A 14,593-nucleotide genomic window follows, 5' to 3' on the forward strand; every position below is an offset into this window, starting at 1 on the left:
TGATATTATGGCGCCTTATGCGGTGAGATATTATGGTTCTATCATCGGAAATTTCGTCCTCCCTGCCGAATGCCTATGCTGCCACGCGAGAGCGCATCACGCTGCCGGGCGGGAAGTCCTATCTCATCCGCCGCGACGACTATCCCAATCCGATATGCATCTGGAACTATCATCCTGAGTGGGAAATCCATTATATTCCTCAAGCACAGGGTCTGGCCTATGTTGGCGATTACGTGGGGCCATTTCAGCCCGGTCATCTGGTCCTTACCGGGACGAACCTGCCCCATAACTGGATTACGCCGGGTGCGGCATCCATTCCGGGCCGTGATCTCGTACTCCAGTTCAATGCCGATGCACTTATTCAGGTTCGGTCGGTTTGCCCTGAATTCGAAGTGCTGCATCGCCTGAAAGAACTATCCCGCCGGGGGATCGAAATCACAGGTCACGAAGCGCTCGATATCGGGGAAATGATACTGGCATTGCACCGGCAGTCGGATGCTGCGGGGCTGGGCCTTTTTCTTGAGATATTGAATGCGATCGATAGCGCTGGGCAAAAGCGACCCCTCGCCAGCGAGCATTTCGTATCGCTCTATAGCGAAGCCTCCGACAAGCGGCATCGGCGTATCGATCAGGCGATCCAGATCCTGCAATCCAACCCTGACCGCCAGATGCAGGATGTCGCCGAAGCTGTCGGCCTCGACACAGCGTCTTTCTCCCGCGCTTTCAAGCGGCTGACAGGCATGACGTTTTCGACTTATAGCCGTTCTGTTAGGGTGTGGAGGGCGCGAACCTTGCTGGTGGAAACGGATCTTGCAATAACCGATATTTGTTTTGAAGCGGGCTTCAACAATCTCTCCAATTTCAACCGCTATTTCTTGCTGGAAACGGGGCTCACTCCGCGCGCCTATCGAAACGCTGCCCATATTCGGGACAGTTCGATTGCGGCGGCATCGCGGACGCTGTGAGCGCCCCGTGAGGTGCGATAGCCATCCAGCCGCTGCCAGGTGACGTCAGCGTGAATGAAACCTTTTCGCCAGGTTCTTGTTAACCATGCTGGAGGACATGGCCATGCAGTTGATTTTTTGGATTGAGATAGCAGCGATCCTGACCGTCAGCGCTGTCGTCTTCGGCATCACCTGGATCGAGACCCACAAGAAGTGAACCCGCTAACCGGGTGTCGCTCCCTTCGCGCAAGCAAATTTTAGACGGTTGAGTTAGCGCGCAAACTGGGCCAAGGTGCCAGGCATGTTGGATTGGTCACTCATATTTGTCAGCCTGTTAGCGATCGGCGTGGCGGCATTTCTGATCTACTGTTTGTGGGTGATAATTTTTGCCAAGCCAGACGGTAATCCCGTCGAGCCAACGACAATCGACACCGTCGATATGCTCCCTTTCATGAATCACGACGCTGATTGATGCCCCTTCAAGGCTGCGAAGGCACGCGGCCTGTAATCTGTTCGCTTACAGCTGGACCGTGAGTTTTTTCCTGTTCCTTGGAGGTTTTGGCATTGAGTGCCTCGTTTCCAAGGCGCTTGCAGTGCTAGAAGTTTTTTCAGCACGAAATGGAATTATCCTGAAAGCGGCGCCCGCAACATACCATCACAAGAGTGTAATTTCGTACGGTTTGCACCACGATTATATCATAAACGGACGTCACGATCAGCTTCATATCTTGCCATCGGAGATGCAGACCATGATTCACTCGACATCCAATACCGTCGCCTCAGGCGCACCGGAAGCCGGTTTTCATGCGTTTGGCAATTCGCGCATGCTTCAGGAATTGCAGGCGAAAGTCGAAGACGCCAAGCGCAAGGCCAGTAACAGCCTGCACCGCGCTCGGTCCGCACCCGGGCCGCATGTAACAACGAACGCCATTTTCCTGTCTCTCTATGAAGAACATCTCCGCGATCGGGAATCGCTGTTTTCGTCTCTAAGACAGCTTGATGACATGCGCAAAAATGCGAGTGTCTGAGGCGACGCATCGGCTGGCGGCTTGCCAGGACGCCAGATGACAACATCACCGCCGAATCTTCCCTCATTCCATGCCGGTCTGAACAAGGCCGGCATTCTCGTCCGTATGGCCAATGCGCCGCGATGCCTAATACGATGGTTTCCGCAGCATTGAAGAATGCCTGCGCCGAAGACGTGATGAAATTCTGGTCCGTTGCCTGTTTTTTGAGCAGATAATCTCCACTTGCGTTGCGCAAGTCTTGCCCACCCGGTCGCGCTTGCCTTTTCCGCCCTGAAAATGCACCCGATTCAAAACTGGCACGGTCCTTGCTTCTCTTAAATCGAACACCGAGCCGCGCGACACCGCATGACTTGTGGTGATGGATCAACCGAGGATGACAGAGAGACTAGCGATGACCAAGTACAAGCTCGAATACATTTGGCTCGATGGGTGCAAGCCAGCTGCAAACCTGCGCGGCAAGACGCAGATCAAGGAATTTGACGCTTTCCCGACGCTTGATCAATTGCCGCTCTGGGGTTTCGACGGCTCTTCGACGATGCAGGCCGAAGGCCGCAGCTCCGACTGCGTCTTGAAGCCGGTCGCGATCTATCCTGATCCCGCGCGCAAGAACGGCGCTCTCGTGATGTGCGAAGTCATGATGCCGGACGGCGTCACCCCGCATCCATCCAACAGCCGCGCAACCGTGCTGGAAGACGACAATGCATGGTTCGGTTTCGAGCAGGAATATTTCTTCTACAAGGATGGCCGTCCGCTCGGCTTCCCGGAACAGGGCTTCCCTGCCCCACAGGGTCCGTATTACACCGGCGTCGGCTACAAGAATGTCGGCTCCATCGCCCGCAAGATCGTTGAGGAACATCTCGATCTTTGCCTCGATGCCGGCATCAATCACGAAGGCATCAATGCGGAAGTGGCCAAGGGCCAGTGGGAATTCCAGATTTTCGGCAAGGGCTCAAAGAACGCCGCCGACCAGATGTGGATCGCCCGTTATCTCCTGCTTCGCCTTTGCGAACAGTATGAAATCGACATCGAATTCCACTGCAAGCCGCTCGGCGACACCGACTGGAACGGCTCGGGCATGCACTGCAACTTCTCCACCAAATACATGCGTGAAGTGGGCGGCAAGGAATATTTCGAGGCGCTCATGGCGCAGTTCGAGAAGAATTTGCAGGACCATATCGACGTTTACGGCCCGGACAACCACATGCGCCTGACCGGCAAGCATGAAACCGCTCCGTGGAACAAGTTCTCCTACGGCGTCGCCGATCGTGGCGCGTCGATCCGTGTTCCGCACTCGTTCGTCAGGGATGGCTATCGCGGCTATCTGGAAGATCGCCGCCCGAACTCGCAGGGCTGCCCGTACCAGATCGCTTCGCAGGTCCTGAAGACGATTTCTGAAGTCCCGACCTCGGAAGACGAAGCACTCGCTGCTTGATTTCTAATGCATATACGCTTTAACCGGACGGCCTGCTGAAACCTCCAGGCAGGCCGTCCGGCTTTTCTCTCCGGAATCGCAGGCAACAAAAAAGGCCGGGGCGAAAACGCACCGACCTTCCTCATCATCGCTTTCCTACTAGTGCCAGTACATCCGTGGTCAAAAGCATCAAGCGATGAAGGCTATTGCGAGCGACAGACGCGTTCCAGCGCTCTTGAGCAATGCCTATGACAGCCATATAGGTGCACATCTTGTTCAAAACAAGGTCGTGCAACAAATTAATTGGCAACAGCCTGATCCAGTTTTTCCCTTCCCGCGCAGGGCCGTGCATTCAGCGGTCGGTCGACAGGGTCAGCAATGCCGGACCAAGGCGGAGGGCGGAAGCGATAGCCAAGCACCTCACAAACGGTACAGACTCGAATCATTGACTTTTCAAAGGCCCCGCATTTAAACACCTGTCACATTCCTGAAATGGATCATTCCCCGGCGGCCGCCTGAACCGGTACGCAACGTTAGAAATCAAGAGTAAATCATGGCAAACGAAGATCTCGAAGCTCGGCATTTAGAGACTCTGGATCGCGACCTCGGCCGCTTCGTCAAGCTGGAAACGGCGGCGAGCTACGTTTCCCGTCCGCTCGTGGCACCCGGCATCGCTCTTGTTTTTATCATGCTTGCCGGGCTTGGAGCGGCGATGCTGCTCGGCCAGACCAGTCAGACGCTCATCGTTGTGGCCGCAGCCGTCTTCGGCGCCTACATGGCATTGAATATCGGCGCCAATGACGTTGCCAACAACATGGGTCCGGCAGTGGGCGCCAATGCGCTGAGCATGGGCGGCGCGATTGCCATTGCCGCCGTTTTTGAAAGTGCGGGCGCGCTTATTGCAGGCGCGGATGTCGTCTCGACAGTAGCAACCGGCATCATTGCGCCCGATACGCTCGCAACCCCGGTCATGTTCATCTGGGCGATGATGGCGGCGCTGCTCGCCTCGGCGCTCTGGGTCAATCTTGCGACGTGGATCGGCGCTCCGGTTTCGACCACCCATGCGGTTGTCGGCGGCGTCGTCGGCGCGGGCATCGTCGCGGCAGGCTTTGGAGCGGTGAACTGGTCGCAGATGGCCGCCATAGCGGCAAGCTGGGTTATTTCGCCCGTGTTGGGTGCGATCGTCGCTGCCGGTTTTCTGTGGCTGATCAAGGCCCGCATTGTCTATCGTGCAGACAAAATCGCGGCAGCGCGCGTATGGGTGCCCATCCTTGTCGGCCTTATGGCTGGAACCTTTGCAACATATCTGATCATGAAGGGGCTGAAGCAACTGGTCGATGTGTCGATTGGGGTCGCCTTGCTCATCGGCCTGGCTTTCGGGCTTGCAAGCTGGCTAACCTTGATCCCGGTCATTCGCCGCCAGTCGCTGGGGCTCGAAAACCGCAACAAGTCACTCAAAGTGCTGTTCAGCATCCCGTTGGTCGTTTCGGCGGCGCTGTTGAGCTTCGCCCACGGCGCAAATGATGTGGCCAATGCTGTCGGACCGCTCGCGGCGATCGTCCAGACGTCACAGACCGGCGCGTTGAACGATGGCGTCGAGATTCCGCTCTGGGTTATGCTGATCGGCGCAAGCGGCATTTCCTTCGGCCTGTGCCTGTTTGGCCCCAAGCTCATTCGAATGGTCGGCAACCAGATTACCAAGCTCAACCCGATGCGGGCCTATTGTGTGTCCCTCTCCGCCGCGATCACCGTCATTCTGGCGAGCTGGCTCGGATTGCCGGTCAGTTCGACCCACATCGCTATCGGTGCAATCTTTGGCGTCGGGTTCTTTCGCGAATGGGATACGGAACGCCGGTTGAAAAAGGCTCGTCAGGCCCTGCCGCTTGAATCCATCCCGGTTGAAGAGCGTCGCCGCCGCAAGCTGGTTCGTCGCTCACACGCGCTGACGATTGCCGCTGCATGGGTGGTAACGGTTCCCGCCGCGGCGATACTTTCAGCCATTCTGTTTGCCTTGCTGAACCAGTTGCCTGTCGGAAACTCCTGATACAACGGGCCAGCCTCAGCCGGAAATTACAAAAGCCCCGGGCGTCCAGCCCGGGGCTTTTCCCTGGAATGCGAGTATCAGCCTGCCTGTTAGTTAGCGGAAACGAAAGCTGACATGCTTGTCATCAGCAGCATTCCCACGGTCGCTCCTGCATCCTGAAGTCCGACGGTCTTTTCCTGAAAAGCTGCGGCCTTCCCGTGTTGGGCCACCATCGTCTTGGTCGCTTCCAGCGCATCTTCGGCCGCTTTGGCAGCGGCGGCAAGCGCATCTGCCAGCGAGGCACCCGCTGTGACTTGAGCTTCAAGCGTTACAGCAATCGGGTCCAGCACATCGAGAAGCGTCTTGTCGCCAACCTTCGCCTTACCGCGCTCGGCGATGCCATCGCGGTAGGCGCGCCAGAAAGCGGCGATCTCTGCCGTGCCCATCGCGTCGATGCCGTCACAGGCCTTACTCGCGCGCAAGAAGCCGGTCGCAGTCAGCGTGCCCATGGTGGATGGCGCAACGCGTGCCATGGTGGCGCCAGCTGTGCGCAAAAGCTTGGCAATACCTGCCGCCTCGCCTTCCGCATGAAGAGCTTCTGCAGCGGCTGCAAAAGCCTTGCTCATGGTGATGCCAAGATCGCTGTCGCCAACCTTGCCGTCCAGCGCGATAAGGAACTCACGCTGTTCTGCAAAAAGCTGCTTCCAGTTGTCGAAAAGATCGATCAGATCAGATGCAGTAATGACGTTCATGACCGCACCTCAACCTGCAAAATGCTTGAAGAATGGCGTGTTTGCGGAAGCCGCAATCAACGGTTCCAGTTCTTCGTCGAGGTGCAGCACCGAAACCGATGCCCCGGCCATTTCCATGGAAGTGGCAAATTCGCCGATCCAGACATGCTTGACCTTGATGCCACGCTCGTCAAACAGCTGCGAAACCCGGCGGAACATGATGTAAAGCTCTTCCAGCGGCGTGCCGCCAAGACCGTTGACCAGCACGGCAACTTCATCGCCCTTGGCATAGGTCTGCTCGGCGAAAATGCGTTCCATCAACTCGTCGATGACTGCATCTGCGCTGGCAAGCTTCTTGCGGCTGATGCCCGGTTCGCCATGGATGCCCATGCCGATTTCCATTTCGTCTTCACCGATGGAGAAGGTGGCGTGACCGATTTCCGGCACAACGCAGCTGGAAAGAGCTACACCCATCGTGCGTGTGCGCAGGCGCGCCTTGTCCGCAAGGCGCGTCACTTCGTCGAGCGACAGGCCATTGGCAGCGGCTGCACCGGCAGCCTTATAGACGAAGAAGATACCGGCAACGCCGCGACGCTTGTGTTCTTCACCAACGACAGAGGACGCCACATCATCATTGCCGACAACCTGCTTCACGGTGATGCCATCGAGATCGGCAAGTTCTGCCGCCATATCGAAATTGATGATGTCGCCGCTGTAGTTGCCGTAAATGTAGAGAACACCAGCGCCCTGATCGATAGCCTTGGTAACCTGATACATCTGCTCCGAGCTTGGCGATTGGAACACGCCGCCGACAGCCGCACCATCGATCATGCCTTCACCGATATAGCCGAGAAACAGAGGCAGGTGGCCGGAGCCGCCGCCCGTTGCAATACCGACCTTGCCGGGCTTGGTATTGGCTGTAACCATGCAACGCTTGTCATTGTCGACAAATGTAAGTTCGGGATGCGCCCGATAGATGCCTTCGAGCATCTCATCCACGAAATTGACGGGATCGTTCAGGAATTTCTTCATGATTTCCTCTTGAGAGTATCGGGTTATTTCTTGCGTTGGCGGGTGACGAAGAAGGCTGCAGCCAGCAGGATGAAGCAGCCCACGACGAGACGCTGCCACGTGCTGGGAATGCCCACGAGCACCAGAACACTGTTTATGACGGTGATGAGCAGCACACCGAGCAGGGTGCCGACGACGGTGCCGGTTCCGCCGGTGATGCGCGCACCGCCCAGAACCACAGCGGCAATGACGCTGATTTCTGTTCCGACGAAGTCGAAAGGGCTCGACTGGCGGTTGGCGCAGACATGGATGATGCCCGCCAGCCCCGCCAGCCCGCCTGCATAGCCGAACAGGAAGATATGGATGGTACGCAGATTATAGCCAAGGCGGGCAGCAATCTGGCTGTTGCCGCCCATCGCGAAAATCGCGCGGCCCATCAAGGTCCGGTTCAATATCCACCAGGTCAGGATTGCAGTCGCGGGCAGCACCAGAAAATAGAACGGCATGGTGATGGTGGCGCCGGTTGCCGATTCAAACTGAAACAGCGGCAGACGACCGAAAGCACCCATTGTCGGAGGCAGGGACATGATCCAGACCGTGCCGACAAAGGCGAGCAGGAAGCCGCGGAAAAGATATTGCGTGCCGATGGTGACGATCAGCGACGGCACATTGAGATGATGCACCAGAAGGCCATTGAGTACCCCAAGGAAAATGCCACCCGCAATTGCCATCAGAATGATGAAGATGATCGGCAGTTCCGGCATATAAGCCTGCACAAGAAGCGTCAGTGAATAGACCGTGGTGGCAGCAATGGCCGTAAAGGAAACATCGATGCCGCCTGCGGCGAGAATGATGAAGACGCCAAGTGCGAACAGCCCCATCACCACACTGGCACGTCCGATATCGATCAGTGTAGATGCTTGCAGGAAAGCCGGGTTGATGACTGAAACAATCGTGCAGATTGCCACGAGCAGAAAGAAGGTGATCGATTCCGGGCGTCTGCGAATGAATTCACCCAGCTTGAAAGGTTGGGCGCGAGCCAAATCCTTTTGGCCCAAATCCTGCTGATACTGCGACGCACTCATTGGACATATTCCTTCTGCGACGACATCATGGCTTGATAGAGCTGATCTTCGGTGGCCTGCGCCGCATCGAACTCGGCAACGATGCTGCCCGCGTTCATGACGAGAATGCGGTCTGCATTCTGCAAAAGCTCAGGCAGATCGTCGCTGACGATGATGAGGCCCATGCCGGCCTCGGCCAGCGCCTGAATTGCACGGTAAATCGTGTCTTTTGATCCCACATCGACGCCGACGGTAGGGCCGTGCAGCACCAGCAGCTTCGGGCCAATGCTCAACCAGCGGCCGATCAAGACGCGCTGCTGGTTGCCGCCCGAAAGCGCGCCGACCGGCAGGTCGAGATTGGTGGTGTTCAGCCGCATCTCTTTCATCAGCGAAGCGGCGATATTCCGGCCCTCTTTCTGATCGACGATGCCGAGGCTGTTGCAGAGCTTTCTGAAGATCAGCGCGATTTCGTTTTGAAAGATCGACTTGTTGAGGAAAAGGCCTTCTGCAAGCCGGTCTTCCGGCACATAGCCAATACCACGCTCAATGGCCTCCGCCGGGGTGCTGACTTTGGCTATCGCCCCTTCCAGATGGATCGAGCCTCCGTCGGCAGGCACAACGCCGGTGATTGCCATGGCAAGCTCGTTGCGGCCGGAATCCGCAAGGCCGGTAATGCCGAGGATTTCGCCTTTGCGTAGTGTAAAACCGATATCCCTGAAGCTGGATGCGGTAAGGTTCTCGAGCTTGAGCAGTTCGGCAGCGCCGGGCTGCGCCGTGCGATAACGCTCGGCATCGATTTCCCTGCCGATCATCAGTTCGGAAAGCTGCTTCTTGGTGTAGTTTTCGATAGGTCCCTGTGCAACACACTGGCCATCGCGGAAGACAACCGCATTGCCGCCGATGCGATAGCATTCATCAAGCTTGTGGGTCACGAAAAGCACGGCAACGCGCTCGGCACGCAGGCGCTCGACCACTTCAATCAGATTGTCCACTTCACGACGGGTCAGCGATGTCGTCGGCTCGTCCATGATGACAAGCTTGGCTCGCGTTGCAATGGCGCGCGAAATGGCAACGAGCTGGCGCATGGCAAGCGGCAGCTCGGAAACGATCGTGTTCAGGAAGGCTCTATCGGTCGGAAGACCAACCGTACTCAATGCGCGCTCTGCGGTCTCACGAAGCTGCGAAAGCTTGACCCTGCGGAACAGTCGGCCATTGCCTTCAACGAGCTGCTCATTGAGCGCTACGTTTTCGGCAACGGTCTGGTTGGGGATAAGCGACAGATCCTGATAGACGGTCTCTATACCGGCGGCGAGCGACTGGATCGGATTCAGCGCCGCATAGGTCTTGCCATCGAGAATAATCTCGCCTTCGCTGGGTGCGTGCGCGCCGGACATGATCTTGATGACAGTGCTCTTGCCGCAACCATTTTCACCCAACAGGTGATAGGCCTGCCCAAGATCGATTGTCAGATCAATGCCGCGCAGCGCGTGAACGCCGCCAAACCGCTTATGGATGTTGCGCAGTTCGAGATAACGATCCGGAGACCGGTCGTTGCTCGTCCCATTCGTCGTCTTGGTTGACACGTTGAATTCCTTTGTCGCCGCACGGAACACAAAAGCGACCGGGCTGGCTGTAGGGCCAGGTGGCTGTAACAGCCGCCCGCTAATGTCTTGAGTTTTTAGTGGTTCATACGGTCGAGGCACCCGGATGCAGCAAAGCATCCGGGCTTTTGACACCACCGCATGCGGCTGAACGATGTCCACATGCGATGACCGGCCAGCCTGCCGTGGTGCTCCTAGAACAAATGTTCCTTGTAGGTGGCCTTGTCAGCAAGAACCATGCCGTTGCCGATGACGAGAAGGCCTTCGCCTGCACCCTTCTTCACGCGAACGCTGTTATAGCCTTCAACGCCAAGATCGGTGCCGTCCTTCACTTCCTTCTTTTCAAGGAACATGCGGGCGAGCGCGTTCATGGCCATGCCCGCCTTCTGCGGATCCCAGAAGCCGATTGCGGTAATCGCACCGGATTCCAGAAGATCTGCCGATGGATTTGGCAGACCAGTGCCGACCAGGCAAACCTTGCCGCTCAAGCCAGCTTCATCGATCGCACGGCCGACGCCGAGAACATCGTTACCGGCAGAGGTCTGGAAGCCTTTCAGGTCAGGATGCTTGCGCAGGATTTCCTTGGCCTTTTCATAGGTGCCGTTGGCGTCGTCGAAGGATTCATTGTTCGGATCGACAAGCTGCATGTCAGGATATTTCTTGGCATTTTCTTCGCCAGCGCCAACCCACTGCATGTGCGTGCGGCTGCCGAGCGAGCCAACGAAAGTGGTCCACTTGCCACTCTTGCCCATGCATTCTGCCAGACGTTCGTTGAGGGCAGAGCCGTAATCGGCGTTATCGAATGCTTCGACGTCGGCCATGGTGTTGACCTGATTGTCGGCCTCATGGGTCACAACAACAATGCCGCGTTCCATGGCGCGCTTGAAGGTGCCTTCGAGAACAGCCGGGTCCATCGGCACGACTGCCAGAGCGTTTACGCCCTTGGCGACGAGATCCTGTACGATCTGGAGCTGCTGCGCGGCGTCAGACGTTGCAGGACCGCTCTGCGTTGCGACCACATCAGGATTTGCCTTCTGATAGGCTTCCACACCGGTGTTCATGCGGTCGAACCACGGAATACCGCTGATCTTGACGACGGTTGCGATAACCGGCTTTTCCTGTGCGACGAGCGTGCCGGCGCTGCCTGCAACAACAGCCGCGCCAATGATCGTGCCAGCGAGCAGTTTTTTTGTTTTTGCTTTCATTATTTCCTCCACACTTATTATCCCCCAGTGTCTATGCTCGGGTGCCTGAGGGATGCGCACCGATGTTCCCCTTCTGGCGATTGCCGAGGGTAAAGAATCCCGCGATGTCGTATTTTCCGACTGCGAGGAAGGCGAGCAGCAGCAGGCCCCAGGCAAAGTCGCGGACAAAATTGGAAAGGCCACCGAAGTTGAGCAGGCTGGACATGAGCTGTAGCGCGACCGCGCTCAACACCACGCAGATCACGCGGCCATAGCCGCCTTCGGGTTTAACACCCGCCATGACGGCGATGAGAATGGCGACCAGAAGATATGAGCTGCCATAGTCGAACTTCACATTGACATTGCGTGCAGCGATGATGACGCCAGCCAACCCCGCCAGCAGGCCGCTGGTCGCATAGGTGGCAACCAGAACCCCATTGCGCGGGAAACCGGCGAAGACGGCGGCTTTCGGATTGGTTCCCATCAGCATGAGCCAGTAACCATAGGGCGTGAAGCGCACGACCGCAGCGATCAACGCCGCTATGGCGATAAAGATGAGGAAGCTGATCGGAACTGCCAGAAACATGTCGTTGCCGATCCGCGACAGAAGATCAGGGCTGCCGACCATGACCGCACGTCCGCCGGAAACAACAACCGCAAGTCCCGTAAACGCCATCTGCGTGCCGAGCGTGCAGAGGATCGGAGTAATATTGAAACGCGCGATCAATACGCCGTTGACGATGCCGCCAGCGAGGCCAATCACCAGCGCCAGACCGATGAAGGCAAGGCTGAAGCCGAGCTGGTTTTCGGCACTGGAGATGAACATCGACACGACCACCGCGGAAAGCACACCGGCCAGATTGGCAAGCGCGATCCCGGAAAGATCAATTCCGCCATTGCCAGCGCACATGGCCAACATGACACCGATTGCCAGAAGTCCGATCTCCGGTACCTGGCCCGCCATGGATTGCAGATTGAACAGGGAAAGGAAGGAACCTCCCGAGATATACGCGCCAAGAGCGAGCAATCCCAGATTGATGACAACGAGCATGGCAAGCTGATTGCTTGTCTTCTGCATGGTCTCCTCCCACCATGTTTAGTAAACAGAATTTTTATTCACTAAATTAATGACGAGAACGTTTAGCGCTGTCAAGCGCAATATCTGCAAGTTTCCATTGCTTGTGGAGGATTTTTCCCTTAATCGGTTTAGAAAACGCTCACTTTGTTTACTAAACTATCGGCTCATATCATGATGGAAAATGGGCATTTAGCTGTAAAGGAGAAGGAGCCCGTTCATCCTTGATTTGGGGCTCACACCGGCAACATATTGAATCTGGCGCTATTTACGGATTTGAAGTTACCGAGAGCAGATGTCATACAAATCGCAGGCGCTTTCATTTCCGGAGCCTGCCTCCTTAACCGACTGCCTATAAACGTGCGGAGCACATGAAAAAGAAAAAGTCTTTTACGATAAGAGACATCGCAGAGACGGCTGGCGTTTCCCCGGCAACGGTTTCTCTTGTGCTCAACGGTAAGGGAGAAATTTCGGGCGAAACGCGAGCGCGCGTCCTCGAAGCTGTTTCCAGGCTGAACTATGTTCCGCGCGCCTCAAAGACTGCGCCAAGCAGCGCAGAGACGATCCGCTTTCTGAAGATTGCCAAACATGGTGAGACGGTCAACCGCGATCACAGCGTTTTTATCTCGGACTATATCGACGGCATGTCCTCGGAAGCGACACGCCGAAATTATACGCTGGAAGTGGTGAGCTTTGACGGGCAACCGATCAGTACGGTGGCGGAATCGCTTGCCGGAGCACCCGTGCGCGGCGTAATCGCGCTTGGGACCGAGCTGTCGGCGGCAGACATCCATATGATACAGGGCCTTGGTCTGCCCACCGTGTTTATCGACACATTTTATGAGGTCATTGAAGCCAATTTCGTCGATATGAACAATGAGGACGCCGTCTTCAAGGTTTTGTCGCGCTTCAAGCAGCTTGGGCTTTCGCGGATCGGCTTTGTTGCCAGCCATACGGAGACAACAAACTTCCGCCTTCGCCGCGATGCATTTTTCAAGAACATGCAGCGTTTGGACCTGAAGGTTCAGGAACGCGATGTTCTTTCAGTTGAATCGACCTATGAAGGTGCCCATCGCGATACCTGCGCGATGCTGCATTCAGGACTCGATCTGGCCGAGTGCTATTTCTGCACGAACGATATCATCGCCTATGGCTTCATCCGTGCACTGAAAGGCAAGGGACTTCGTATTCCTGACGATGTTTCAGTGATCGGCTTCGATAATCTGCCGCAAAGCGCCACCATGGAACCGGGTCTGACAACTGTTGATGTCTCCAAGCGAAAAATCGGAAACCTTGCCGTCACGGTACTCGACGATTTGATCAACACTGCCGAACCGCAGCCGCCGGTAAAGATTCTGGTTGGAGCCAACCTGATCCTGCGTGCAAGTGAGGCCGCCCTCCCCCAAAAGAACGCCAAACACCGCGAGTTCAGCTAGAGTTGCAATCATGGTGTGACGCACCGCGGTCGCTATCGTTCGCCCATTGCACGGGTCCTCGACTTGCCGTTTCCGAAAGCGCTCTCCGTGAAAGAACAGCGGGCATCCGATGCGACAGATCTCCGTTCGGCCACAGCAAGCGGTTGCTGCGAAGGTAATACGGGCAGAGAGCTACAGCCTTATTGCTCACGCCTTGGGAGCACGGAATAGCCGCTAGATTGTGCGCCAGGAAAATGCTCCAATCCTGTGGACGGATTCATCAAACCGGACAGCAGAACTGAAATTCAAGGAGACTGGCATGAGTGTGCATTTTGCCCCGCAGCTGACGGTGTGCGGGATTGACGAACTCCTCGAACAGCGGACCCGCAAAGTCACCCATGCTCTATCGCTGGTCGATCCCGATCTTCCCGAACTGGATGCGTTTCAGGCTTTCGAGGAACACCACCGTCTGACGCTGCGCTTTCACGACATCATCGATGCCGCTGACAATCACACGATGCCAACGCCTGATCATGTAAGCGCAATCCTCCAGTTCGGCTCGGAATTCCTTGCCGCGCAACACCCGGAGGCGCCGAGCCACCTTCTGGTCCATTGCCATATGGGTGTATCGCGTTCGACAGCGGCCATGGTTTCGCTCATGGCGCAGGGCAATCCCGATGAGAATACCGACAACCTTTTCGCGCGCCTTGTCGCCATTCGCCCGCAGGCCTGGCCGAATTCACAGATGATCGGCTTTGCCGACGAACAGCTTGGGCGTAAAGGCGAGTTGATGAGCGCATTGCGCAGGCATTACGGACGCCAGATTGAACGGAACCCACAATTCACGGAATGGATGACAAGGCTGGGCCGTCAGGCCGAGCTTCAAATGGCAATACCGGTTGCATCTTCGACCGCATCGTCAATGTAACCACACCACGCCCGCAAAAGAAAAAGGCGCCTCCCGGCGCCTCAGGCTGCTGACAAACCCCTGGCTATGTCGGGGGTTTTGTGATTCTGTGGGTCATGTTGAAGAAACCCGCCGCCGAACAGACCGCGCTCGAGATGGTGACGCTCGATCAACTGGTCCCGAAAGATCATCTGCTTCG

Annotated in this window: 12 protein-coding genes; 6 read left to right on the top strand and 6 right to left on the bottom strand. The window is 56.6% G+C overall.

Annotation, left to right across the window (positions count from 1 at the left end):
- The first annotated feature begins 32 nt into the window (after window positions 1-32).
- The 4 genes from AC0TNJ_RS02040 (at window position 33) to AC0TNJ_RS02055 (ending at window position 5,427) form a co-directional block, all read left to right on the top strand.
- On the top strand, window positions 33-965 hold the full coding sequence (locus tag AC0TNJ_RS02040) for an AraC family transcriptional regulator (RefSeq protein ID WP_122002170.1): 933 nt from the start codon (window positions 33-35) through the stop codon (window positions 963-965).
- Between the two features lie 509 nt (window positions 966-1,474).
- Window positions 1,475-1,972, top strand: coding sequence for a hypothetical protein (locus tag AC0TNJ_RS02045; protein ID WP_473770072.1), 498 nt, complete (start codon window positions 1,475-1,477; stop codon window positions 1,970-1,972).
- A 391-nt stretch (window positions 1,973-2,363) separates the two neighbouring features.
- On the top strand, window positions 2,364-3,404 hold the full coding sequence (locus tag AC0TNJ_RS02050) for a glutamine synthetase beta-grasp domain-containing protein (RefSeq protein WP_473770084.1): 1,041 nt from the start codon (window positions 2,364-2,366) through the stop codon (window positions 3,402-3,404).
- Window positions 3,405-3,936: 532 nt separating this feature from the next.
- Entirely contained in the window at window positions 3,937-5,427 is a 1,491-nt protein-coding gene (locus AC0TNJ_RS02055) for an inorganic phosphate transporter (RefSeq protein ID WP_122002174.1), read from the top strand.
- 89 nt (window positions 5,428-5,516) lie between these two features.
- Here the strand turns inward: AC0TNJ_RS02055 and AC0TNJ_RS02060 are convergent, their stop codons facing one another.
- From AC0TNJ_RS02060 to AC0TNJ_RS02085, 6 genes are all read right to left on the bottom strand, one after another.
- Entirely contained in the window at window positions 5,517-6,158 is a 642-nt protein-coding gene (locus AC0TNJ_RS02060; protein ID WP_473770073.1) for a dihydroxyacetone kinase family protein, read from the bottom strand.
- 9 nt (window positions 6,159-6,167) lie between these two features.
- Window positions 6,168-7,169, bottom strand: a complete 1,002-nt coding sequence (locus tag AC0TNJ_RS02065; RefSeq protein ID WP_473766809.1) for a dihydroxyacetone kinase subunit DhaK — start codon at window positions 7,167-7,169, stop codon at window positions 6,168-6,170.
- A 23-nt stretch (window positions 7,170-7,192) separates the two neighbouring features.
- The gene (locus tag AC0TNJ_RS02070; protein WP_473770074.1) at window positions 7,193-8,233 is read right to left on the bottom strand and encodes an ABC transporter permease; all 1,041 of its coding nucleotides are present in this window, start codon (window positions 8,231-8,233) and stop codon (window positions 7,193-7,195) included.
- Complete coding sequence (locus tag AC0TNJ_RS02075; RefSeq protein ID WP_473770075.1) at window positions 8,230-9,795, bottom strand: sugar ABC transporter ATP-binding protein; 1,566 nt, start codon at window positions 9,793-9,795, stop codon at window positions 8,230-8,232. Before AC0TNJ_RS02075 ends, AC0TNJ_RS02070 begins: the two co-directional genes overlap by 4 nt.
- A 212-nt stretch (window positions 9,796-10,007) precedes the next feature.
- The gene (locus AC0TNJ_RS02080) at window positions 10,008-11,018 is read right to left on the bottom strand and encodes a substrate-binding domain-containing protein (protein ID WP_121981865.1); all 1,011 of its coding nucleotides are present in this window, start codon (window positions 11,016-11,018) and stop codon (window positions 10,008-10,010) included.
- A gap of 31 nt (window positions 11,019-11,049) precedes the next feature.
- Window positions 11,050-12,075: an ABC transporter permease gene (locus AC0TNJ_RS02085; protein WP_473766806.1), complete on the bottom strand. Its 1,026-nt coding sequence runs from the start codon at window positions 12,073-12,075 to the stop codon at window positions 11,050-11,052.
- A 368-nt stretch (window positions 12,076-12,443) separates the two neighbouring features.
- Between AC0TNJ_RS02085 and AC0TNJ_RS02090 the strand changes: the two genes are divergently transcribed.
- Complete coding sequence (locus tag AC0TNJ_RS02090) at window positions 12,444-13,508, top strand: LacI family DNA-binding transcriptional regulator (protein ID WP_473770076.1); 1,065 nt, start codon at window positions 12,444-12,446, stop codon at window positions 13,506-13,508.
- Window positions 13,509-13,806: 298 nt separating this feature from the next.
- Complete coding sequence (locus AC0TNJ_RS02095) at window positions 13,807-14,415, top strand: tyrosine phosphatase family protein (RefSeq protein ID WP_473770077.1); 609 nt, start codon at window positions 13,807-13,809, stop codon at window positions 14,413-14,415.
- Window positions 14,416-14,593 lie beyond the last annotated feature (178 nt).

The organism is Ochrobactrum sp. PL_is483, assembly GCF_055816855.1.

Bases quoted from the DNA above. Each gene is read 5' to 3' on its own strand.
- AC0TNJ_RS02080 (WP_121981865.1), bottom strand. From the start codon at position 11,018: ATGAAAGCAAAAACAAAAAAACTGCTCGCTGGCACGATCATTGGCGCG.
- AC0TNJ_RS02085 (WP_473766806.1), bottom strand. From the start codon at position 12,075: ATGCAGAAGACAAGCAATCAGCTTGCCATGCTCGTTGTCATCAATCTG.
- AC0TNJ_RS02090 (WP_473770076.1), top strand. From the start codon at position 12,444: ATGAAAAAGAAAAAGTCTTTTACGATAAGAGACATCGCAGAGACGGCT.
- AC0TNJ_RS02070 (WP_473770074.1), bottom strand. From the start codon at position 8,233: ATGAGTGCGTCGCAGTATCAGCAGGATTTGGGCCAAAAGGATTTGGCT.
- AC0TNJ_RS02065 (WP_473766809.1), bottom strand. From the start codon at position 7,169: ATGAAGAAATTCCTGAACGATCCCGTCAATTTCGTGGATGAGATGCTC.
- AC0TNJ_RS02060 (WP_473770073.1), bottom strand. From the start codon at position 6,158: ATGAACGTCATTACTGCATCTGATCTGATCGATCTTTTCGACAACTGG.
- AC0TNJ_RS02050 (WP_473770084.1), top strand. From the start codon at position 2,364: ATGACCAAGTACAAGCTCGAATACATTTGGCTCGATGGGTGCAAGCCA.
- AC0TNJ_RS02095 (WP_473770077.1), top strand. From the start codon at position 13,807: ATGAGTGTGCATTTTGCCCCGCAGCTGACGGTGTGCGGGATTGACGAA.
- AC0TNJ_RS02040 (WP_122002170.1), top strand. From the start codon at position 33: ATGGTTCTATCATCGGAAATTTCGTCCTCCCTGCCGAATGCCTATGCT.
- AC0TNJ_RS02055 (WP_122002174.1), top strand. From the start codon at position 3,937: ATGGCAAACGAAGATCTCGAAGCTCGGCATTTAGAGACTCTGGATCGC.